This is a genomic window from Clostridia bacterium, from assembly GCA_017410375.1.
GTDB lineage: Bacteria > Bacillota > Clostridia > RGIG6154 > RGIG6154 > RGIG6154.
This window is the reverse complement of the sequence record JAFQQW010000027.1, coordinates 1-21,060: the sequence shown is the minus strand read 5'-3', so window position 1 is coordinate 21,060 and position 21,060 is coordinate 1. Positions and strand designations below refer to the sequence as shown.

The following is a 21,060-nucleotide window of genomic DNA, read 5'->3' as shown; positions in this document are numbered from 1 at the left end:
CGAGGATTCCGCTCCATTGCTTGCTTTTTGTCAATTTGAACTCTACCGTACCTCTGTACGCCGACGAATTCAAATTGACAAAATATAACTTCCTTTTTCTTAAGTCTACAGCGTGTCGATAGGTTTATCGACACGCTGAGACAAAGGGCTATGCATTGCATAGCCCTTTGTCTTATTTTACGGTATAGCCTTGTTCGGTAATGGTGTTTTTGATGATATCATCAGAAACTTCCTTTTCCAGAATTACGGTTACCTTGTTTTCGGTGTGGGAGGGGATGGCCTCCTTTACACCGTCCAAAGCCTCTAAAACCTGCTTTACTCTTGCCTCGCAATGGGGGCACATCATACCTTCGACGTTAAATACTTTTTCCATTTTCTTTTCCTCCTTGTGTGTTTTATGCTTATCCCGTTTGGGATTATAAATGTTTAAAAGGTTTAACCTTAAGGCGTTTGTTACTACGCAAAAGCTGGACAGACTCATTGCTGCTGCCCCGAACATGGGATTTAATTCCCAACCAAGCAGGCTTATGAATGCCCCTGCCGCAAGCGGTATGCCGATAATGTTGTAAATAAACGCCCAAAAAAGATTCTGATGAATGGTTTTTAAAGCACCGCGACTTAAACGAATGGCAGCAGGTACATCCGAAAGGGTGCTCTTCATCAGCACCACATCCGCCGCATCCATTGCAACATCGGTGCCTGCCCCAATGGCAATACCAATATCGGCACGCGTCAGAGCAGGCGCGTCGTTAATGCCGTCGCCGACCATGGCAACCGCTCCTTTTTGTTGCAGGGCGCGGATTGCCTGCTCCTTGCCGTCGGGCAGAACATCCGAAATCACTTCATCTACCCCTGCGATTTTGCCGATAGCGGTGGCAGTATTACGATTGTCACCCGTCAGCATCACCACACGGATGCCCATGTTTTTAAGTGCCGAAATTGCCTCTGCCGAATCAGGCTTTATGGTGTCTGCTACACAAATCATACCCAAAACAGAGCCGTCTGCACCAAAAAATAACGGTGTTTTGCCAAGGGCACTTTGTGCTTCTGCCTGTTGTTTGAGGGCAGAGGATACAGTCGCGTTCTGCTCTGCAAATTTTAAATTGCCCCCAAATACCGCTTTGCCGTCAATTTCTGCCACAAGTCCGTTGCCGGGCAGAATTCTGAAGCTCTGTACCGGCTTTAATGTCATATTGCCTGCATATTCCAGAATCGCCTTGGATAGGGGATGCTCGCTGTTTTTCTCTAAGGATGCCGCCAGCATCACCAGTTCTTCTTTGGTGCAGTTTTCGGGGAATATGTCGGTTACCGAGGGCTTTCCCTCGGTAATGGTGCCCGTTTTGTCTAAGGCGACCACCGATACTTTACCTGCTTTTTCCAATGCCACAGCCGATTTGAATAAAATGCCGTTTTTAGCACCTAAGCCACTGCCAACCATAATGGCAACGGGTGTCGCAAGCCCCAATGCACAGGGACAGCTGATGACTAAAACTGAAATGGCACGGGACAGTGCAAATCCAAAGGATTTATCCAGAAGCATCCACAGAATAAAGGTGATGGCAGAAATTCCGATTACCACCGGAACAAACACCCCTGAAACCTGATCGGCAATTTTGGCAATGGGTGCCTTGGTTGCCGCCGCATCGGATACCAGGCGGATGATTTCGGAAAGCGTTGTGTCCTCGCCAACCTTTGTGGCTTCGCAGGTCAGCACCCCCGATTGGTTGATGGTGGCACAGGAAACTTTATCGCCTTTTGCTTTGTCTACAGCTAAGCTTTCGCCCGTAAGGGATGCCTCGTTTACTGCACTTTCCCCCTCTGAAACAATCCCGTCTGCCGGAATGGATTCCCCGGGGCGCACAATAAAAATATCGCCCTTTTTAAGGTCTGTGGCATCTATTGTGATTTCCTTGCCGTCTTTTAAAAGGGTTGCGGTTTTGGGGGCTAAGTTCATTAAGCCCTCAATGGCGCTTGTGGTCTTTCCCTTAGAGTGCGCCTCTAACATTTTGCCTACTGTAATCAGAGTTAAAATCATGGCAGCAGACTCAAAGTAAAAGCCGTGTACCGAAGGATGTGCCGATTTTGTCATGCCAAAGAGAAGAATGGTGCTGTATATAAAGGAAGCTCCCGACCCTAAAGCCACTAACGTGTCCATATTCGGTGAGCGGTTTACCATGCCCTTAAAACCGTTTATAAAAAACTTCTGGTTAATCACAAGCACAATGGCAGAGAGGATTAACTGCAACAAACCGATTCCTATGGGATTGCCCTCAAAAAACGCAGGTAAGGGGAGTTTGAGCATTGTGTGTCCCATGGAAACATACATCAAAAGAAGTAAAAATATAAGGGAATACAAAAGTCTTTGCTTCAGCTTAGGCGTTTCGGTGTCTTTTAAAGGACTGCTTTCTTTTTTAGAAACAGCACCCTTTTCGGTTGCTCCGTAGCCTGCCTTTTCCACTGCCTCTATAATAGAAGAGGCAGACACCGTCCCTTCAACCTGCATGGAATTGGTAAGAAGATTTACCGTGCACATATTTACGCCCTCTACAGAAGATACCGCCTTTTCCACTCTTGCCGAGCAGGCAGCACAGCTCATGCCCGTAATATCAAATTGCTTCATCCGTTACGCCTCCTCACATAAATTTTTCCAAAACTGTAATCAGTTCATCTACCGTTTCGTTTTTGTCCTGCTTGATATCCTGCACCACGCAGGTCTGAATGTGATTTTTCATCAGCTCCTTGCCAAAAGCAGAAAGTGCCGCACTGACTGCCGAAACCTGGGTTAAAATGTCAATGCAATAGGCATCCGACTCTAACATGTTCGAAATACCGCGGATTTGTCCCGAAATACGGTTTAACCGATTATTCAATTTTTTCTTTTCTTCTTCGCTTCGCTTTTTGGTTTTGCAAACACAGTTTTCAGCCATAAAATCCCGCCTTTCATACATATTATATACCCCATAGGGGTATTTTGTCAAGAGCTTGTTTTTGTATATATAAAAGGAAGAAAAAAACTTTTTAAAAAAATTTTAAAATTTTTTATTTTTTTTGCAACCTTTTGCACCGCTCAAAAGTATTATGTATGTAAAGCGCAAAAAACAGCGTAAAAAATTTAAAAATAAAAATGATAAAAAAGGAGAAAATATCATGAAAAAAGTACTTGGATTAACCTTAGCAGTAACCGTGGCAATCAGTTCCATGGGCGTCTCGGCACTCGCAAACGAGGCTGATGTAATGCCCATCGCAGAAGAAGAAATCATGCTCATTTCTGAAGAACCTTCTTACATCGCACAGACTACAACCTTAAGCGGAACCCTTTCGGTATCCGATGAAGAAATTCTTCTTACCGATGCAAACGGTATCGAATACGTATTAAACGTTGACGAAAACACCAGCGCATTCATCGGTAACGCAAACGGTGCGTTTGCTGAAATGAAGGCTGACTTGAACGGTAAAGAAGTAACCGCTGTTACCTCTACCCAGATGACCATGAGCATTCCGGCACAAACCTTTGCGTTCAGCATTTTATCTGCAGACGAAACTGCAAACCCCATCTATGTGGAAGTTTCTGACGTAGAAAAAACAGAAGACAGCATCGTAATCAACAGCGCTGACGGTATGTATAAGCTGGCAATCGACCCCATGACCGACATCACCCCCTTAAGAACCCGTCAGATTGTAAAGGCGATGGATGTTAAGGCAGGCGACAGACTGGTTGTATATTCTTCCATGATGACCATGTCCATCCCCGCACTTTTAAATCCTGAAGCAATCGTTATGATTGGTTCTGCAGAAGTTGCAGTTGAAGAAGAAGTAAACGCAGTAGATTTCTTAGTAGAAAAAGGTCTTTTGAAGGGCACTGAAAACGGCCTGGAATTAGACAGAATTTCCACCAATGCAGAAGCACTTACCATGGCTTACCGTGTACTGGGTAAAGAAGTTCCCGTATCCACCGAAGGCCACTGGGCAGATGCTCTGATTACAGATGCAATCGCAAACGGTGTAATCGTAACCGGTCAGACCACCCAGACTTTAACAGGTACCCTTTCTGTAGCAAACGGCGAAACGCTGCTCACCGCTGAAGACGGTGCAGTATATCAGCTCATCACCGATGCGAACACCGCAGGCTTTATCGGTATGGCATCTGCACAGTTTGAAGAAGCAATCAAGGATTTTGAAGGCGAAACCGTAACTGCAGTAACCTCTACTGCAATGACCAGAAGCATTCCTGCTCAGGTTTATACCTACGCAGTTTTAAAGGCTGACAAAGTTTCTAACCCCATCTACATGGAAATTGCTTCTGTAGAAAAGGCTGACGGCGTTATCAAGGTAGCAGATGCTGCAGGCAACTACGTTGCAGTAATGGGTGAGGATGCAGACGTTCGTCCCTTAAAGTCCAGAAACATCATCAAAGCACAGGACTTGAAAATGGGCGACAAAATCGTGGTTTACTCCGATATGATGACCATGTCCATCCCCGCACAGCTTAACCCCTCTTTGGTAATTGTTATGGAACAGGCTGAAGGCTTTGTAGCCGACGGTGCAATCGAAACCAACGAATTCATTGACCTTCTGATTCAGCTCAATCCCGAAGCAGACCTTTCCGCTTTCGTTGCAGACGGTCATCTGACCCGTCAGGCAATGGCTGAAATCTGCTATGCACTCTTGAAATAATTTTGCGATATATTCAACCTTCTCTTAAATATATCGAATCAAAAACGACCGCAGGAACCCCCTCCTGCGGTCGTTTTTATCATTGTGATATTATTATTTTTTGTTATCATAGAAAGGCATCGGTTCGCCTTTTTTTCGCAAGTCATGATATTCAGCAACTGCCGCAAAGTAAGCGTCTCCCGAGGAGTTTAATGCGGTTTCCACAGAATCCTGCACAACACCGATGATAAAGCCAACACCTACAACCTGCATTGCAATTTCCGGGTCAACGCCCAAAAGCGAGCAAGCCATGGGGATCAAAAGCAGCGAGCCGCCTGCAACGCCCGAAGCACCGCAAGCACCAAGGGTGGAAATAAAGCTTAAAATAATTGCAGAGAAGATGTTTACTTCAATGCCCATGGAAAATGCCGCTGCCAAAGACATAACGGTGATGGTGATTGCCGCACCGTCCATGTTGATGGTTGCGCCCAGCGGAATGGCTACCGAATAGTAGTCGCGGCTAAGGCCCAGTTTTTCGCAAAGGGACATGTTTACAGGGATGTTTGCCGCAGAGCTTCTGGTAAAGAATGCGGTAAGTCCCGACTCTCTTAAACACTTAAACAACAGCGGATAGGGGTTTCTCTTTAAAAGGAAGCCTGCAAGAAGCGGATTGATGACCAGTGCCACAAGCAACATACAACCAACCAAAAGCACTAAAAGCTTACCGTAGTCCACGAAAATTTCCATACCGTATTCATTAACAGTGGAATAAATCAAGCCCATGATACCAAAGGGTGCCAGTTGAATAACCCATGCAACTGCCTTGGAAACAGCACCCGAAAGGTCGGAGAGCATGTTTTTGGTGTTATCGGATGCTAAACCGCGAAGTGCAATACCGAATACAATTGCCCAGGTCAAGATACCGATATAGTTGCCGGTCTGCATAGCGGTAAGGGGATTCTGAACCATGTTGTTAAACAAGGTGCCAAACACTTCCGAAAGACCCGAAGGCGCTGCGTTGGTTGCAGATTCAACCCCGGTCAGCGGAATGGCGGTGGGGAAGATAAAGCTTGCCACAACCGCTAAAACTGCCGCGAGGAAAGTTGTTAACATGTAAAGCATAATAACGGTACGGAAACGTCCGCCAATGCCGTCACCGGCACTTGCCAGCGACGCGGTGATTAACACAAATACCAAAATGGGCGCAATGGCTTTCAAAGCACTTACAAAAATAGTACCGAATGTAGCCACAAAGCCTGCCTGCGGTACAAAAAGCCCTAATACCGCACCAATGATGAGTCCCACTAAGATTTTTAAAATCAGTGGAATGTTTACATAACCTTGAATCAATTTTTTCATATTCATTCTCCTTTTTTGTATATGTAATATTAGTATACAATAAACTTTAAAAAAAAGCAAGAAAAAAAGAGCTGAAAAGCAGCTCTTTATTTAAAAAGGTCTCTTTTAGATTCCAAAATCTTATACAGAAGGCTTCCGAGCACCCCTGCAGAAATCAGCTCGCCCAAGCAAACCGTTAAAAACAGATAGGGCATTGCTTCCGGTACACCGTAGGTAAACCGCAGTACGAACGGAATGATTAAAGTGTTTGCTAAAATGGGCGGAATGACTGCAAGAAACTTATTGGATTTGCCGATTATGCGCGTTAGAACCGCTCCGATGAGGGTCGCGAGTGTTCCGAACACCACATCCCACAGCGCACAGCCCGTAAGGATATTTGAAAGGGCACACCCCACAGCCAGACCCGGAATTGCGGCAGGTGTGAAGGCAGGCAGGATGGTCAGGGCTTCGGAAAATCGAACCTGAATCGCACCGTTTGCCAGTCCTAAAATGTTGGCGACGAATGTGAGTACCACATAAAGGGCGGCAATGAGTGCCCCGTATGCCATTTGCGTTGTTTTTTTCATATTCTGTTGTCTCCTTTAGTTTTGATTTAGGTGAGGAAGGTCTCGAACTCACCGTTTATTTTACAATTACGCAAAAACACCGTAGTTACGCGCAATAATGTAAGCTAAGTAAATGATATAAAGTAAGATGCAAAGGAAGCCTGCTTTGCGATTCACTTCTTTTTTAATCAGACAAAGCACAGTAAAGAGCAGTGTAACTGCAATTAAAACAGCCAAGTCAACAATGTGCTCACCGAGGTTCTGCTGAAGCACAATCGGGGAAAGCGCACCGGACATACCTAAGATGAATAAGATGTTAAAAATACAAGACCCTACCGCATTACCCAGAGCAATCTCGTTCTCGCCTTTGCGGGATGCGACAATGGAGGTTACCAGCTCGGGAAGAGACGTGCCCACAGCCACAATAGTCAGGCCGACTAAGTTTTCAGACATACCCAAGGAGGTTGCAATTTTGGTTGCGTTTTTAACAACCATGTCGCCGCCGAATACAATAGCTGCTAAACCGCCGACAATGCAAATCAGACAAAGCCATAAAGGCATTTTCTTAGCATCATCGTTTTCTTGTGTACGGTTTTTCAGTGCATCCCGAACCAACCAAAGGATGTAGCCGACAAACAGCACCAGAAGAATGATTGCATCTACTGTACCCAAAATCCCGTCAAAGGCTATCATTACAAGAAGCAGAGCACACAAGATTACGTTGTAAGGCAAGTCTCTTTTTCGAATGTCTTTATCTGCTTCCACTTTGTCAATAACAGCACAAACACCGATAACAATCAAAAGATTAAAAATATTAGAGCCGACAATGTTGCTGATGGCAAGGGCGTTTTTACCAACTAACCCTGAGGTGATGGAAACCGCTGCCTCGGGCGCGCTTGTGCCCATGGACACAATGGTAAGTCCGATGATTACAGCCGGAACTTTAAAGATTTTAGCCAGACCCGAGCTGCCGTCCACAAAATAGTCAGCACCCTTGATTAACAGAATAAAGCCGATGATGAGTAACACATATGCCATATCAATTTCCTCCCTCTGTACGCAAAAAAGGCATATAAAAAGACTTTTGCGTACACTAAAAATAGGTACAACAAAAGTCTCGTTTCCTTTATGTACAGAATCCGGCATATAGAATATGCGTGATGACGAAGACTGTAACGCGAAAAGCACGCGCAAACTACTCCCTCTTGGTTGACAGTTATATTATATTCCATTTTTTTTATAATGTCAACTAAAATTTTGACAAAATTCCGAAAAGGATATATAATGTAAGCCAAGAGGTGAAGAAAAATGAAAAAAGTTATGTTTGTGTGTCATGGAAATATCTGCCGGTCACCTATGGCGGAATTTTTAATGAAGGATATGGTTAAAAAGCAGGGAAGAGAGGCGGAATTTTTTATTGCATCTTCTGCCACAAGTACCGAAGAAATCGGTAACCCTCCGCATCCCGGTACGCGCAAAAAGCTTGCAGAATTTAACATTTCCACAGCAGGCAAGCAGGCGGTACAGCTGACAAAAGCCGATTATGACAAATATGATTATTTTTTGGGGATGGACAGCATGAATATAAGAAATATGCTCCGCATTTTCAAAGACGACCCGCAAAACAAAGTAATGCGTCTGCTAGATTTTACAGATGTTCCGCGAGATATCCGTGACCCCTGGTATACAGGAAATTTTGACGAAACCTATGAAGACATCCAAGAAGGAATCCTTGCTTTTCTTGGCAATTTGTAAAAAAGGGGATGAAAAGAGTCCGGACCGCAAAAACGCGAGTATAAAGGCAAACAAAGGGTGTGCAAACTCACGAGAAAGACACGAAATGGAGAAAACACGCATTTTTTCCTATCCCCTAAAAAAGAGCTGTAATAAATTTACAGCTCTTTTTTCAATTTTATCATTAAGAGGACTATTTTTGAAACAGATAGCGAAAAACCGATGTGTCCCGAAACAGTCGACGGATGTCGGTATCCAGCGTGTTTTTCCAGTCATTACAGGATTTGGAGGTTAAGGGTACAGCGGTTGTGCCCATTACAATTTCGGGCTTGCCGGGCTTTACCTCCAGGGAGAAATCAACGAATCTGTTTTTGCGGTAAACTGCATTTTCATAAACGGCGAAGGTTTCGGTATCGTTGGCACAGCGCACGTTGGTTTCAAACACACCCATCGGTGTGTAAACCGAAAGCTTCCTTGCACTGTAATCCAGATAAAGGCCGAAGTATTTTTCCTGCTCTGTGGGGGTGGAACGTGTCAGCACAAAATCCAGTACACCGCCCTGCATCTGGATGTCGCCTCTGAGGCTTAAGGTCTGTCCCGGGGTTTCCACATTAAAGCCGTTTAAGAACAGACCGTCGTGGAAATAAACGGTAAAGGTGTTTGTTTTTAAACCGATTAAGTAGCTGTTTTGTTCCATCAGCTCGATATCATACACAAGGTTTTGTGAAGCATAGCCTTTCAGCTCCTGACAAAGACCGGAAAGCATACGGGAAACTTCAGTATTTTTCAGCCAGTCATCGGTATATAATAAAGAAAGAGCGGCAACACATTCCGAAAGGTCAGAAGCTCTGCACTTGGCGTGGATAATATGTAAGGAACGTTCGTTACCGTCTAAAACCAGCCGTTTCTTTTCCCGTTTTCCGTAGTCCAGACGTTTTAGAAACCGCTTCACGGTGTTTTCTGCAGTTTTTTGGGTTGCTTCGTCTTTTTGTATGAATTTGCTGTATGCCAGAGAATCTATATGCGCAGGCAAGACAAAGGGAAGTGATTTTGCAAAGGCACCGGTTCTGAATTCCGGGGTCGAAATGTCTGACGGGAGATAATAGCGGTTGTTGTTGATTTGCGGAAAGCTGAAACTTAATTCCCGGTCATTCCATACCGCAAGCGTCTGCAAAACAGGCACCTCGTCAATATCCGCCTCCAGACCGATTTGCAGTTCCGATTCGCCAGGTGAGAGGGACAAGGTCACTTTTTCATTCCGTCCGTCTATTAAGGCATCAGCAGTAAGCTCAATCCGATAGGCTTCCTTTGTAGTGTCAAAGCCAAACAAGCGTTTGGAAAGATAGCTTTGCTCGTCGCTGATTTTTTCCAGGCTGTTTTGTGCAATGCTTGAAAGATGCCATGCGGGGCTTATTGTGTAGCAGATTTCGTTCCAGAACATGAAGGTAACACAAATAACCGTGGCAAGCACGGTAAGTAAAGAAGCAATATATATTTTTTGCTGTTCTTTTTTCGGTGCGGCTTTAAATTTTTCACCTAACATTTTAAATAACTTCATGGTCTTTATAAAATCAACTCTTTTCTTTACTAAATATTATAGCACAGCCAAAAGTGTCTTGTCAATTCACAGTTTGCATTTCTTGACAGTTTTTCGGTTGTGTGGTAAACTATAAGTCAGGCAGGTGATTCAATGAAGTATGCATTAAGCTGTTTTTTAGCAATGGTCGTGGCAGTCAGCTTAAATATCGGTGCCCCCGAAAGTACAACAGAAAATGAAAATAAGAATGAAGTGCAGAAAATCGAGGTCAGGGATTTTACGGGACAATCGCAAGCGGTGGAGCTGACCGAAGCAGACAGAGCCTTTGAAAACGACAACCCGATTGTATATCAGGCACTTTCTGATTTAGAAGAGTCCTTTGATAAGCTATGTGTCTTAGAAGAAAGCGGCGTGAATGTCGGTGCCTATAAGCAGGATATTTGCGCACTGGCGGACTTTATAAGGGTTGTGGGTATACAAATCAAGGTGGAAGAAGTTTCTTTGCCCGGGCAGAGCTTAAACAGTGCGGAGACGGTTGTGTATCGGGCAGATGCCGGTAAAGGTGCATGGATAACCAATGCGGCGGGCTATGCCTCTTATAAGGAAGTGATGGCAGAAGATGGTGTTGCTTCGGACGGCACGGTGGATAATGCCAAAAAGCATGCAAAATGGAGCGCAACGGCGACCATTTTGTCGGAGGATGCACTGTACACCAAATATTTTACAGACGCACACGAGTTCGGACATCCTTTAAATTTTGCGAATGCAGAGAATTTTTATGATTCGGATATGGATATGAAAAATAATGCAATAGGCAGGGAAATCGGGCAGGAACTTCGGGAAAAAGGAAAATTCCGCGCCATGAAAGCATTAGACAGCCGAATCGAGCAGGAATCAGAAAATTTAATTACTTTAAAATAAAAAAGACGCAAACGCGTCTTTTTTGTTTTATTCAACAATTATGTAGCCACGGCCTGCGCCGAGGGTGCCGCCTTCCTTGAGATGCGAAAGCACCGTTTCCTGCACATGCCCTTTGGGCTGAATGCGGTTTACCGCATCCGGGCTGTACGGCTCGTTGAAAATACGCCAGAAATCGGGATTTTCGGGTCGTTCTTCTTCGGTATGTATGGTAAATAATTGGTAGAATTTTTTTATGTTGGAGCTGTCCTTCAGCTTGTTGACCACGGGCGGATACAAAAGCCACGAGCCACAGCAAAGCACGAATGTTTCGCCCTTTAGTTCATCCTTGAAAAATTCTTTTGCCTGCTTCAACGAAGCTTTTACATCTTCTTCTGAAAGCGGACCGCAGGACGGAATGTGACAGCGGAAAATACGGTCACCAATTCTTTTGATGCCGTCTAGCTTATCGGTTTCTAAGGCATAGCCTTTCTGATACTCCAGTCTGCCGAGCTTAAAGCATTCCATGGCAAAAATACCCATATACCAGTCGGGAACAAAAGTGCCCCACACGCCATGCATATTCATGCACTCGAAAAGCTTGTATTTCAAATCCTGCATAGTATCAAAGAAAATATCATCCGCGATATTTTTTTCTTTGTATCTGCTGTGAAGCTTTGGGGTAAGCATGAGCAAAAAAATCATGTTTGCCGTAAATAAATTCACATCGGTTTTATCCGAAAGTCGCTTTAAAATTTCCTTGTAGCCGTAGTATTTTTTTAAGAATAATTTTTCAGCAAGTTCAAAATCCTCTGCAAAGTCAGGTGCTTTTAAAAGCTTTTCGTAGCTGCTTTGTAAATACTCTGCCGCCTCGGCAGGAAAACCAAACTGCAATGCAATGGTACGAATCATGTCAACCTCTCCTTATGCGTTTAATGTGTTTTCTAAGAATTCTGTTAAAGTCTGTTTGTCGCAGGCGGAAATTTTGCCCTGTGCATAATTGTTTTTGCCGCCGCCTCTGCCTTCAAAGGCGTTGTTCAGGCTTTTGACCAGCCCGCTTACATCCTCTTTACCGCTTACCACATAAATGTAACCGTTTTCGTCATTTGCGGAAAGCAGTATACAGGCTGAATGTCCCTTTTCAAGCAATGTGTTGGCGCAGTATCTTAAATCATCATAGGATAAGCCGTTTGCAATTGCAAAAGCAGAATTGCCGACAAAAGTGGGATTTAATTCATACCAGGCAAGCTTTTTGGAAAGCTTCTGGTTTTCGTTACGAAGCTCTGTAACAGCAGATATCTGCTCGCGCACAGCCTCTTCAATGCCAAAGCGCGGTGCAGACAGCATTTTCATCATACCCTTTGTGGCATTGCTCAAATCGAAATAATCCTTAAGCGCGTGTACACCTGCAACAATTTCAACTCGTGTGCCTTGTTTGTGGGGCATGAAATCTAAAATTTTAATGATGCCGATTTCGCCTGTTCTTTTTAAATGCGGTGCACAGCAGGCACAGCAGTCAATGTCACCGATGGCAACAATACGCGTGTTTTCAAAATGTTCGACCTTACTGCGGTAATTGAGTGTAGCAAGTTCTTCATCGGTGGGGTAGTATGCTTTGATTTCTGCATTTTTATATATTGCCTGATTGGCATGCCATTCGATCTTTTCAATGTCCTCTTTGGTGAGCGGACCGCTGAAATCAACGGTCATGGAACTTTCGCTCATATGAAAGCCTGCGTTGCTGTAGCCAAAAAGGGTGTACACTATGCCCGAAAGCACATGCTCTCCGGTATGGCTCTGCATACGGCTGTAGCGAAGCGACCAGTCAATTTCGCCCGTAACGGTCTGTCCTTCAGGCAAACAAGCTTCGAGGGTGTGTACAATTTTGTCATTTTCGGTCTGTACATCCAGCACCGCAATGCCGTTTATCTTGCCCTTGTCTGCCGCCTGACCGCCTCCCTCGGGGAAAAATGCGGTGCGGTCCAGCACAACCTTATAGCTTTCGCCATCCTGCACACAGGACAAAATGGTTGCGGTAAATTCACGGCAATAGGAATCTGATTCAAATAACTTTTCTGTCATGATTCAGCGGTCTCCTTTCTGTCTGTTATTTCAAAATTATGCTCTGTTTCGATAAATGTCTGTCTGTCGGTTGCATCCAAAAAACAGGAGTAAGCAATCAAAAGCTTGGCATATGCCGTTTCTTGGGTAAATCCGTATAAAAATTTGAATTTTTGACCGTTCTTTTCGTGATTTCCGATGATTGAAACCGTCTCATACGTCCCTTTTTTCAGCAGAGCCGGGGACAAATAGGCGTCCACATGCAACTCGGCACAGCGGTCAAGCATATCTAAAACAGAATTTACTTCGCCTTCTGCACAGGCAGTTCCCGAGTGGAATGTGCCGTGCAGTACCGCATCAAATTTTTCATAATGGTACGCATCGTAGCGGATGCCCACATAGGGGGTAAGCAGTAGCACGCAAGGCTTCAGCTTTATGCTTTCGATTGCAAAAGCATTCCGCTTCTTAGGCGGATACAGTATTTGGATTCTTTCAAAATAGGACGTAAAATTCTGCTCGCTGATATCACTGATATCAAGCATTCCTGCACTTTGGAAATCCTCTGCGTAGTTGGGACACTGTTGAAGGCGCGACCCTAAATGCAAATACATTTTTCCGTCTGAAATATTCCGGTACGATACATAAACATTCGGCGTGATGTTCCGGCAAATACATTCTACTGCGCATCGGAAATTTGCATGACCGTTTGACGCTGCATCGCTTAAATTTTTGTTTGCAGAAACAAAAAATACGGGCACATCGGTTGCGCTTAACAGCTGGGCAAAAAGAGATGCCGAATACGCCAAGGTGTCTGTGCCGTGGGCAAAAATAATACCGTCGTAATGTGTGTTTTTGGTGTGCGAAAGGTAGGTGTCAAGCATTAAATTCCACTTTTCCACCGTCATGTTTTCGCTTAAAATATACAAATTTTCGGTTAAATCAAAGCTGACTTGTTTTGCGTAAGGTGAGGAAGAGTTTTCAAAAGCGGATACGAGATGTGAGCCGGCTTTTTCGCTGACCGAAAGATTGCCCTCCTCGTTCAGCGCAGTACAAATGGTACCACCCACCAAAATCAGCAGAATGTGTTTGTTTTTCATACTTTCTCCGTATACAAGGCGAGAGTAATATAAGGATATTACTCTCGCCTGATTTTTAACAGTTGTTTAATTTGTTGTCCAAAAGGTCGCGGATCATGGTCGGATCGCCTGCGCCCTTAAGCTCTTTCATACAAGCACCAAACAATGCCTGCTTCGCCTTAACCTTACCGCTCTTGAAATCCTCAAGCGCACGGGGATTGTCGGCAATAACCTTGTCAATAACCGCTTCAATGGCAGAAGAATCCACCTTTCGGTCAAGACCCTGTTCCTTGCAGTATGCAATCGGGTCAACATCCTGTTCTACAACCGCAATCAGGATTTTCTTACCTGCGTTTCTGTTGATATCGCCATTGTCTACCAGCTTGATGATTGCCGCAAGCTTTTCTGCAGAAAGGGTAAGATCGTTTAAGGTCTTGCCGTCTTTACGCAATACACCTGCACAATCGGTTAAAATCCAGGTTGCGGAATCCTTGGGATTGCAGCCAAGCGCCACCACATCGTCCAAAAGCTTGGTAACCTTGTGGTTGTGAATGAGCATTTCGATTTCTTCTTCCGAAATGCCTGCTTCTCTGTAGCTTTCGGTTTTTTCGTCTAAAGCAACCGGCTTTGCCGCCTTGATTTGCTCTAACCATTCGTCATCAATGATGATAGGCATTAAGTTTGCGTCGGGGAAATAACGGTAATCCGCTTCGGTTTCCTTGTTGCGCATGGCAAAGGTTTTACCGCTCACGTCATCAAAACGACGGGTTTCCTGTACCAGCTCTTCGGTTTCGAATTCCAAAGCATCCATATGACGCTGTGCTTCATAACGAATGGCACGGTCAATGGCTTCAAAGGAGCTCATGTTCTTGATTTCGGTACGCACACCGAATTCTTCGCTTCCCTCGGGACGAACCGAAATGTTAACGTCGCAACGCATTGCGCCTTCTTCACATTCGGAAATGCCGTTGGAGCGGAACATGGACTTTAACTTGTTTAAATACAGCAGAACCTCTTCCGCACTGCGGAAATCCGGCTGTGTAACAATTTCAATCAGCGGAACGCTGGTACGGTTAAAGTCTACAAAGGAGGATTTGCCAACATGCACGAGCTTACCTGCATCTTCTTCCATGTGAATCTGCTTGATGCGGATATCACGCGCACCTGCAGAGGTTTTAAGAGTTACACAACCGTTTGTGCAGATGGGGTGATTCAGCTGGGTAATCTGATAGGCGCAGGGTAAATCGGGGTAGTAGTAGTTTTTCTTGTCAAAGGTGGTATATCTGCTGATTTCGCAGTTTAACATCAGACCTGCAGTAACCGCCAGTTCTACCACACGTTTGTTCATAATGGGGAGCATGCCGGGCATACCGCTGCAAGCCGGGCAAACGCAATCGTTGGGAGCTTTGGGCGAGGAATGACCGCCGCAGGAGCAGAAAATTTTAGATTCTGTACTCAGCTCCACATGGGTTTCAAGACCGATAACCAGTTCGTAGTTCATATTATTCACCCATCCTTTCCACACTGCCTGAAAGGCTTAATAAATCGCTTTCGCCAAAGTGCTTACCCATCAGCTGAACGCCACCGCTTACCAGAGCAGGGGTGCCGATGAGGTTTGCGGTTGCAGTAAACACACTTTCTGCAAAGACTTTGCCGAAGGCTTCGTGTATGTCATATACCTCATACGCAGTTTTGCTGCATACAGGGGTTAAAATTGCATCATAAGACTGCATCAATGCTTCATATTTTTCCGAAATTACACGGCGTACCTTTAATGCTTTGCCATAGCAATCATCATAACGGTTTTTGGAAAGTACATCCGAGCCGTACAGTATAACAGCCTTGGTCAGGAAGTTAAAGCCTTCTGTTCTGGTGTTTACATAAAGCTCGTCAATGTTTCTGTATTCGGCAGAACGGTAACCGTATTTTACACCGTCATAACGGGAAACATTGTTGCAGGTTTCTGCGGTCATTAAAATCTGCCATGCGGTGTTTGCAATGTCAAAGAAATCTGCTGAGATTTCGTCTACGATAACGCCGTTTTTGCGAAGCTTATCCGCATAGGCAAGAACGTTTTCACGGGTCTTTTCATCAGCCTTTTCCAAAAGCTCTTTTACAATGCAAACCTTTTTACCGGAAACGGAAGCATCTGCGGTGTAATCATACGCTTTATTTTTTAAGCTGGTGCCGTCTTTTTCGTCGTGACCTGCGATGACGTCCATAATCTCTTTAATGCCCTCTGCCTGCTTAGCATAAACGCCAAGCTGTTCGCCCGAAGCGGCACATGAAACAATGCCGTAGCGGGAAACAGTACCATAAGTGGGCTTTAAGAAGTTGACGCCCGAAAGCGCCGCTGCACGACGGGGCGCACCGTTCATGTCAACGCCCAAAGCTGCGGCTACATCGCCTTTTGAAACAAGCTCTGCTGCTGCACCTTTTAATTCGTTTTCTTTTTCACTGTAATAGGAGAATTCGCCCACAAGATCCAAGCCAAATTCGCCTACATGGGTTTTGCCCGAAACAGCATAACCCTTTTCCTCTAATCTGACCACCGCTTCGGCGCTGAAAAGAGGTTTAAAGCCTTCTAATATACGGGAGCCAACGGTAGCAGGCGCGTCCTTTACCAAAATGGTATCGTCTACTGCCACGGTTCCTTTTTCAGCCAACTGTGTTGCATAATATTTCATTTCCATACACCTCACTTTACAAGTCGCGGTACCTGCCAACTGTCGTCATTGCGTTCGGGCGCACCCTGAAGCAGACTTTCTCTGGTAAAGGGCTGTTTGCGTTCGTCTTCGCGCAATACGTTGGTCATAGGCATAACATAAATCATTTCTTCCACATTTTCGGTATTCACTGCCTTAAGCAAGGCTTCGCTTTCGCTCATGGACTTGAAAATGTCCTGCATAACGGCTTCTTCATCCTCGGTAAGGGACAGCTGATTGAGTTGCTGTGTGTTGGAGAAGGTGGAGCGCTTTGCACCGCCTGACTTTTTACCCGAGTCGGTAGAGGTTACACGGTTTGCCAGAGCATTGGTATTGCCAAGCAGGTGTACGTCTTCAAGCTGTTGATTGGTTACCTCGCTGGGTGCACCAAGCAGGAGATCCTGCGCGTTGCTGTTGAGCGGGAACGCAATAACTTCAAGAATCTTTTCTTCGTCGGTTAAAAGCATAACCATACGGTCAATACCCGGTGCCATACCGGCATGGGGCGGAGCACCGTACTGGAATGCGGTGTAAAGGGCGTTAAAGCGTGTCTTTAATTCGTCCTCCGAGTAGCCTGCAATTTCAAACGCCTTCTTCATAATATCAATATCGTGGTTACGCACAGCACCCGAAGCCAATTCGATACCGTTACATACCAGGTCGTACTGGTAAGCAAGCACTTCGGTCGGGTCATCGCCAAGGAGTGCGTCCATACCGCCCTGAGGCATGGAGAAGGGGTTATGGGTAAAGATGGTGTCACCGGTTTCTTCGTCGATTTCGTACATGGGGAAGTCTACGATAAAGCAGAATTCAAATGCATCGTCTTTGATTAAGTCGAGCTGTTCGGGGCGTGCCAGCCAGGAACGGATATGACCTGCTTTTTTCTCGGTGTCATTTTTCTTGTCGTCGCAAATGAAGAACAATGTTTCGCCTTCTTTTACACCGGTAATCTGAATAATTTCTTCTTTTTTGGCGTCCGAAAGGAATTTGGCAATCGGACCTGCGAACACACCGTCTTTTAAGGTGATGTAGCCCAAACCGCCTAAGCCCACTTCTGCGCTGGTTGCAAATTTTAAGGAATCTTCAAAGAATTTGTTGGATTTGCCGCGGCAATCTGCCACAATACCGCGAACGGGTTTGCCGCGGAATGCAGGGAATTCCACATCCGCGAAGAAATCGGTTAAGTCGCAGATGATAAGCGGATTGCGCAAATCCGGCTTATCCGAACCGTATTTCATCATAGCATCCGCATAGGTGATGCGACGGAACGGTTTTTCGGTAATTCTCTTATCCGAGAAGGTTTTGAAGGTGTCATGAACCACATCTTCGCAAACCTCTAAAACTTCGTCCTGGGTTGCAAACGCCATTTCAAAGTCTAACTGATAAAATTCGCCGGGCGAACGGTCTGCACGGGCATCCTCGTCACGGAAGCAGGGAGCAATCTGGAAATATCTGTCAAAGCCCGAAACCATCAGAAGCTGTTTAAACTGCTGAGGTGCCTGGGGCAGAGCATAGAACTTGCCCGGATGCTTACGGCTGGGTACCAAAAAGTCACGCGCACCCTCGGGGGAGGAAGCGGTCAGAATGGGTGTTTGCATATCCAGAAAGTTCTTTTCTTCCATACGATTACGCAAATGACGGATAATTTTGGAACGAATCACGAGATTTTCGTGGTTCTTGGGATTACGAAGGTCAAGGTAACGGTATTTCAAGCGAAGCTCGTCCTTATTATTACGGGAGCCTCTTACATCAAAGGGGAGCATATTGGGGCTTTTACCCAAAACTTGAAGGGTATCTGCCACAAGCTCAACATTACCGGTTTCGATTTTGCTGTTTACGGTATCGGGATCACGCTTTTCCACTACGCCGGTTACCGAAATAACCGTTTCACGGTTAACGTTTTCCAGTAACGCTTCGTTGTGTACAACCACCTGGGTCACACCGGTGTAGTCGCGCAGGTCGATGAAGATAACGCCACCGTGGTCACGCACAACATCCACCCATCCTGCCAGCGAAACGGTCTTACCGATATGCGCATCACGAATATCGTTACAGAATAGTGTTCTATACATATTTAGACCTCCTAAAAATAGTAATTGAAATAAAATAAGCCCCGGGAATAAATAAATTATTCCCGGGACGAGTAAACAATAGTTAACCCGCGGTGCCACCCGCATTGATGCATTTTACTTTTATGCATCCTCTTTTATTTATAAAACTGTAAGGCGAACCGGAGTGTTCCCAAGCTTACTACTCATCTCAAACGCGCTTTCAGCCCACGACGCATTCTCTCTGTCAGACTTTCCACAAAAGCCGAGTCTCCATTGCTTATTATAACAAACTCTTTGTTTTTTGTCAACAGAAATTTTACCCAATTTTCATATATTTATTAATAGGAAACAAAAATTGCTCAGATTTTTTCGTATTCTATAACTGCGCTCTCGCAAGGCTTTTCTGTTTTGTACGCAAACCCGTCAAAAAGCTCGGCGCCCGAAACGGTCAATTGTCCGGAATTGTACTGTTCATCTGCAATGGTCAGCTTGTAGGTGGCGTTTTTGTCAACCGAGGGAAGTTTTAATACATACATGTCCTCTGTGCATTTGTCACGTCTGAAAATATACACGCAACCGCCCGTTTGATTTTCATATCGCCATGCCGCAAAGCCCGTTTCATCCAAAGTGTATTCGCTCATGGGATAAAAGTCATAGGTTAAATATTTCTTTGCCAGTCTTGCCGCCTCTTCGCAGGCTTTTTTAGCCTGCTCAAAATTATAGTCGGGCTTTAATACGTCAAAGGTGCACGCAAGGCCTGTCGTAGCCGCGCTTCGTACATGGTACGCAATGGGCTCCCAGGCGGCACAAGCATGATACTGCAAATATTCACCCAAAGCAAGGGTGTGATTCTGACTCCAGGTGTAGGTATGTGCCTTTTCGGTTGCCGGTCTGCAGGCAATGTCACTTCTCCAGAGCGGTGCCGCACGGCGAATGGATTCAAAGTCTAACCGACGTCCGCCGCTGGCACAGTTGTCAATCATAAGAGTGGGGAAGTCTGCGCGTAATGCATCCCACAAACGGTAAAGGCCCTCAATGTGCTTGATTTCTTTTAAGCCCTGACGCCCTTTTTCGTCATTGGTAAGCCAGTAGCCCAAAAGATTGATGTTGCAGTCCTGACGGTAAATATCCAAGCCGTTGTCGGCGATAAAATTCTTTAAAGTGTTGTAAAGCCAGTTCCAGGCATCGGGATTGCCCAAATCATAAAGTCGGGTGTTGGAGTCATCGGCTTCCAATAAAAAGTCCTGATGCTGTTCAAACAAATCACTGCCGTTATACACGCGTTCCGGCTCAAACCATAAAAGGAATTTCATGTTTTCCTTGTGTACCGCATCCGAAATAGGTTTTAACCCGTTGGGATAGCCCGATTCAAAGGTGTAGTTGCCAACCCCGCGCGGAAAACCAAGCTTAAACCATGCCGCATCCAGCCAAAGGGTGTCTAAATGCTCGCATTTTACCGCCGCCGCCAAGGTTTTCAGCTGTCCCTGCTCGGTGGGCCATTCGGGGCACTTGCCGTAAAAATAACGGTCATAGGGCTGAATGGCGAAGGGGAGTGTGTCTTTTCCCGTCTGCCGTACTGCATTGAAATCCCGGAACTGAATTTTTTTGAATAACCGTCTTAAGGCGGTCTGTTCTTCGCCCTCTAACAAAAATATGGAGGCGCAACGAACGCTTTCGCCGGGCTTTAAGTAAAAGTCGGCGTATTCAAGTCCTGCGGATACATTTACCGTGCCGTTTCCGGGGGTAATGGTATAAATCCACTGACCCGTCCAGCCAATGGCAAAAAGATAGGCACTTTCGCCCGTTTGAATATCAAAAAACGGGAATCCGGTGGTGCAGGAAGAACGGCCGCCGTTGGGCTTTGCCGTAAAGGGCGCAAGTATGTCTTTGTCAACAGGTTCAAAGCTTTTAATAGAAGCATTGTCACCCTTTAATGTGTGCAGGTTTACCGTTTTGCTTGCAGGAAAATCCATGTCCAAAGTGCGTATGTTGCTGATTTGTCCCGAATTTTCCGCACTTGTGTTTTCAAAAGATAATGTCCATAAGCTGTATTCATTTTTGGATTCAAAGAAAAGATAAGCTTTCAAGCCGTTTTTCTCAAAGCAAAGCTTGTCACTCTCTGCTTTCATTTCAGACGGCACCAACGAAATCTTTTGGTCGTCCAGATAAAAGGACGCTACCTGATAATCGGTTTTTGCCTGAATCATCCAATCCACCCCTTGTGTTTTTTGTTTGATTATATCAAATACAAGGAAGCAAGTCAATATGGAAAAATGACTTTTTTCTGTGTGTGAACTTGTCAAGTAAAAGTAGACACTAAAAACCACGAATTACACAAACCCTTGTTCAATTCTATATTGAACAGGGGTTTTATAATTTAATTTGTATGATAATCTTTCGTTATTAAAGTAATGAACATAGCTTTCAATAAACAATGGTATG

At 45.1% G+C, this 21,060-nt stretch carries 17 protein-coding genes; 3 read left to right on the top strand and 14 right to left on the bottom strand.

The features are described 5' to 3' along the window. Positions 1 to 172: 172 nt before the first annotated feature. Both IJE10_04475 and IJE10_04470 read right to left on the bottom strand, forming a co-directional pair. The gene (locus IJE10_04475; protein MBQ2967365.1) at positions 173 to 2,620 is read right to left on the bottom strand and encodes a heavy metal translocating P-type ATPase; all 2,448 of its coding nucleotides are present in this window, start codon (positions 2,618 to 2,620) and stop codon (positions 173 to 175) included. A 13-nt stretch (positions 2,621 to 2,633) separates the two neighbouring features. Beyond that, a complete protein-coding gene (locus tag IJE10_04470; protein ID MBQ2967364.1) occupies positions 2,634 to 2,927 on the bottom strand; it encodes a metal-sensing transcriptional repressor in 294 nt (97 codons plus the stop codon). 220 nt (positions 2,928 to 3,147) lie between these two features. On the opposite strand from IJE10_04470, the gene IJE10_04465 reads away from it, so the two are divergent. Next, a complete protein-coding gene (locus IJE10_04465; protein MBQ2967363.1) occupies positions 3,148 to 4,674 on the top strand; it encodes a hypothetical protein in 1,527 nt (508 codons plus the stop codon). 93 nt (positions 4,675 to 4,767) lie between these two features. On the opposite strand, the gene sstT is transcribed toward IJE10_04465, so the two are convergent. The 3 genes from sstT to IJE10_04450 all read right to left on the bottom strand — a co-directional run bounded on the left by sstT (position 4,768) and on the right by IJE10_04450 (position 7,595). Further along, complete coding sequence (gene sstT, locus IJE10_04460) at positions 4,768 to 6,012, bottom strand: serine/threonine transporter SstT (GenBank protein MBQ2967362.1); 1,245 nt, start codon at positions 6,010 to 6,012, stop codon at positions 4,768 to 4,770. Between the two features lie 86 nt (positions 6,013 to 6,098). Next, on the bottom strand, positions 6,099 to 6,578 hold the full coding sequence (locus IJE10_04455; protein ID MBQ2967361.1) for a QueT transporter family protein: 480 nt from the start codon (positions 6,576 to 6,578) through the stop codon (positions 6,099 to 6,101). Positions 6,579 to 6,644: 66 nt separating this feature from the next. After that, positions 6,645 to 7,595, bottom strand: coding sequence for a calcium/sodium antiporter (locus IJE10_04450; GenBank protein MBQ2967360.1), 951 nt, complete (start codon positions 7,593 to 7,595; stop codon positions 6,645 to 6,647). Between the two features lie 270 nt (positions 7,596 to 7,865). Here IJE10_04450 and IJE10_04445 point away from each other — a divergent pair, with 270 nt between their 5' ends. Next, positions 7,866 to 8,312 carry a low molecular weight phosphotyrosine protein phosphatase gene (locus tag IJE10_04445; GenBank protein MBQ2967359.1) on the top strand — a complete coding sequence of 149 codons (447 nt, stop codon included), beginning with the start codon at positions 7,866 to 7,868 and terminating at the stop codon, positions 8,310 to 8,312. Between the two features lie 172 nt (positions 8,313 to 8,484). Here IJE10_04445 and IJE10_04440 read toward each other — a convergent pair whose 3' ends face one another. Continuing rightward, positions 8,485 to 9,834 (bottom strand): hypothetical protein, encoded by a 1,350-nt coding sequence (locus tag IJE10_04440; protein ID MBQ2967358.1) that lies wholly within the window; start codon positions 9,832 to 9,834, stop codon positions 8,485 to 8,487. A gap of 147 nt (positions 9,835 to 9,981) precedes the next feature. Between IJE10_04440 and IJE10_04435 the strand changes: the two genes are divergently transcribed. Then, complete coding sequence (locus IJE10_04435) at positions 9,982 to 10,749, top strand: hypothetical protein (GenBank protein MBQ2967357.1); 768 nt, start codon at positions 9,982 to 9,984, stop codon at positions 10,747 to 10,749. Between the two features lie 27 nt (positions 10,750 to 10,776). On the opposite strand, the gene IJE10_04430 is transcribed toward IJE10_04435, so the two are convergent. The 8 genes from IJE10_04430 to IJE10_04395 form a co-directional block, all read right to left on the bottom strand. Next, positions 10,777 to 11,637, bottom strand: coding sequence for a DUF5596 domain-containing protein (locus IJE10_04430; protein MBQ2967356.1), 861 nt, complete (start codon positions 11,635 to 11,637; stop codon positions 10,777 to 10,779). A gap of 12 nt (positions 11,638 to 11,649) precedes the next feature. After that, positions 11,650 to 12,807, bottom strand: a complete 1,158-nt coding sequence (locus IJE10_04425) for a hypothetical protein (GenBank protein MBQ2967355.1) — start codon at positions 12,805 to 12,807, stop codon at positions 11,650 to 11,652. Next, positions 12,804 to 13,883 (bottom strand): asparaginase, encoded by a 1,080-nt coding sequence (locus tag IJE10_04420; GenBank protein ID MBQ2967354.1) that lies wholly within the window; start codon positions 13,881 to 13,883, stop codon positions 12,804 to 12,806. Before IJE10_04420 ends, IJE10_04425 begins: the two co-directional genes overlap by 4 nt. A 55-nt stretch (positions 13,884 to 13,938) precedes the next feature. Then, a complete protein-coding gene (gene gatB / locus IJE10_04415) occupies positions 13,939 to 15,363 on the bottom strand; it encodes an Asp-tRNA(Asn)/Glu-tRNA(Gln) amidotransferase subunit GatB (GenBank protein ID MBQ2967353.1) in 1,425 nt (474 codons plus the stop codon). Between the two features lies 1 nt (position 15,364). Next, complete coding sequence (locus IJE10_04410) at positions 15,365 to 16,549, bottom strand: hypothetical protein (protein MBQ2967352.1); 1,185 nt, start codon at positions 16,547 to 16,549, stop codon at positions 15,365 to 15,367. 11 nt (positions 16,550 to 16,560) lie between these two features. After that, positions 16,561 to 18,639 carry an aspartate--tRNA ligase gene (gene aspS / locus IJE10_04405; GenBank protein ID MBQ2967351.1) on the bottom strand — a complete coding sequence of 693 codons (2,079 nt, stop codon included), beginning with the start codon at positions 18,637 to 18,639 and terminating at the stop codon, positions 16,561 to 16,563. A gap of 338 nt (positions 18,640 to 18,977) precedes the next feature. After that, on the bottom strand, positions 18,978 to 20,825 hold the full coding sequence (locus IJE10_04400) for an alpha-galactosidase (GenBank protein ID MBQ2967350.1): 1,848 nt from the start codon (positions 20,823 to 20,825) through the stop codon (positions 18,978 to 18,980). 123 nt (positions 20,826 to 20,948) lie between these two features. Further along, positions 20,949 to 21,059, bottom strand: coding sequence for an IS3 family transposase (locus IJE10_04395; protein MBQ2967349.1), 111 nt, complete (start codon positions 21,057 to 21,059; stop codon positions 20,949 to 20,951). Position 21,060: the final 1 nt, after the last annotated feature.

Excerpts from the sequence above, each read along its gene's own strand:
- IJE10_04445 (MBQ2967359.1), top strand. The coding sequence starts at position 7,866 with ATGAAAAAAGTTATGTTTGTGTGTCATGGAAATATCTGCCGGTCACCT.
- IJE10_04425 (MBQ2967355.1), bottom strand. The coding sequence starts at position 12,807 with ATGACAGAAAAGTTATTTGAATCAGATTCCTATTGCCGTGAATTTACC.
- IJE10_04430 (MBQ2967356.1), bottom strand. The coding sequence starts at position 11,637 with ATGATTCGTACCATTGCATTGCAGTTTGGTTTTCCTGCCGAGGCGGCA.
- IJE10_04400 (MBQ2967350.1), bottom strand. The coding sequence starts at position 20,825 with ATGATTCAGGCAAAAACCGATTATCAGGTAGCGTCCTTTTATCTGGAC.
- IJE10_04470 (MBQ2967364.1), bottom strand. The coding sequence starts at position 2,927 with ATGGCTGAAAACTGTGTTTGCAAAACCAAAAAGCGAAGCGAAGAAGAA.
- sstT (MBQ2967362.1), bottom strand. The coding sequence starts at position 6,012 with ATGAAAAAATTGATTCAAGGTTATGTAAACATTCCACTGATTTTAAAA.
- IJE10_04465 (MBQ2967363.1), top strand. The coding sequence starts at position 3,148 with ATGAAAAAAGTACTTGGATTAACCTTAGCAGTAACCGTGGCAATCAGT.
- gatB (MBQ2967353.1), bottom strand. The coding sequence starts at position 15,363 with ATGAACTACGAACTGGTTATCGGTCTTGAAACCCATGTGGAGCTGAGT.
- aspS (MBQ2967351.1), bottom strand. The coding sequence starts at position 18,639 with ATGTATAGAACACTATTCTGTAACGATATTCGTGATGCGCATATCGGT.
- IJE10_04450 (MBQ2967360.1), bottom strand. The coding sequence starts at position 7,595 with ATGGCATATGTGTTACTCATCATCGGCTTTATTCTGTTAATCAAGGGT.
- IJE10_04455 (MBQ2967361.1), bottom strand. The coding sequence starts at position 6,578 with ATGAAAAAAACAACGCAAATGGCATACGGGGCACTCATTGCCGCCCTT.
- IJE10_04440 (MBQ2967358.1), bottom strand. The coding sequence starts at position 9,834 with ATGTTAGGTGAAAAATTTAAAGCCGCACCGAAAAAAGAACAGCAAAAA.
- IJE10_04435 (MBQ2967357.1), top strand. The coding sequence starts at position 9,982 with ATGAAGTATGCATTAAGCTGTTTTTTAGCAATGGTCGTGGCAGTCAGC.
- IJE10_04410 (MBQ2967352.1), bottom strand. The coding sequence starts at position 16,549 with ATGAAATATTATGCAACACAGTTGGCTGAAAAAGGAACCGTGGCAGTA.
- IJE10_04420 (MBQ2967354.1), bottom strand. The coding sequence starts at position 13,883 with ATGAAAAACAAACACATTCTGCTGATTTTGGTGGGTGGTACCATTTGT.
- IJE10_04475 (MBQ2967365.1), bottom strand. The coding sequence starts at position 2,620 with ATGAAGCAATTTGATATTACGGGCATGAGCTGTGCTGCCTGCTCGGCA.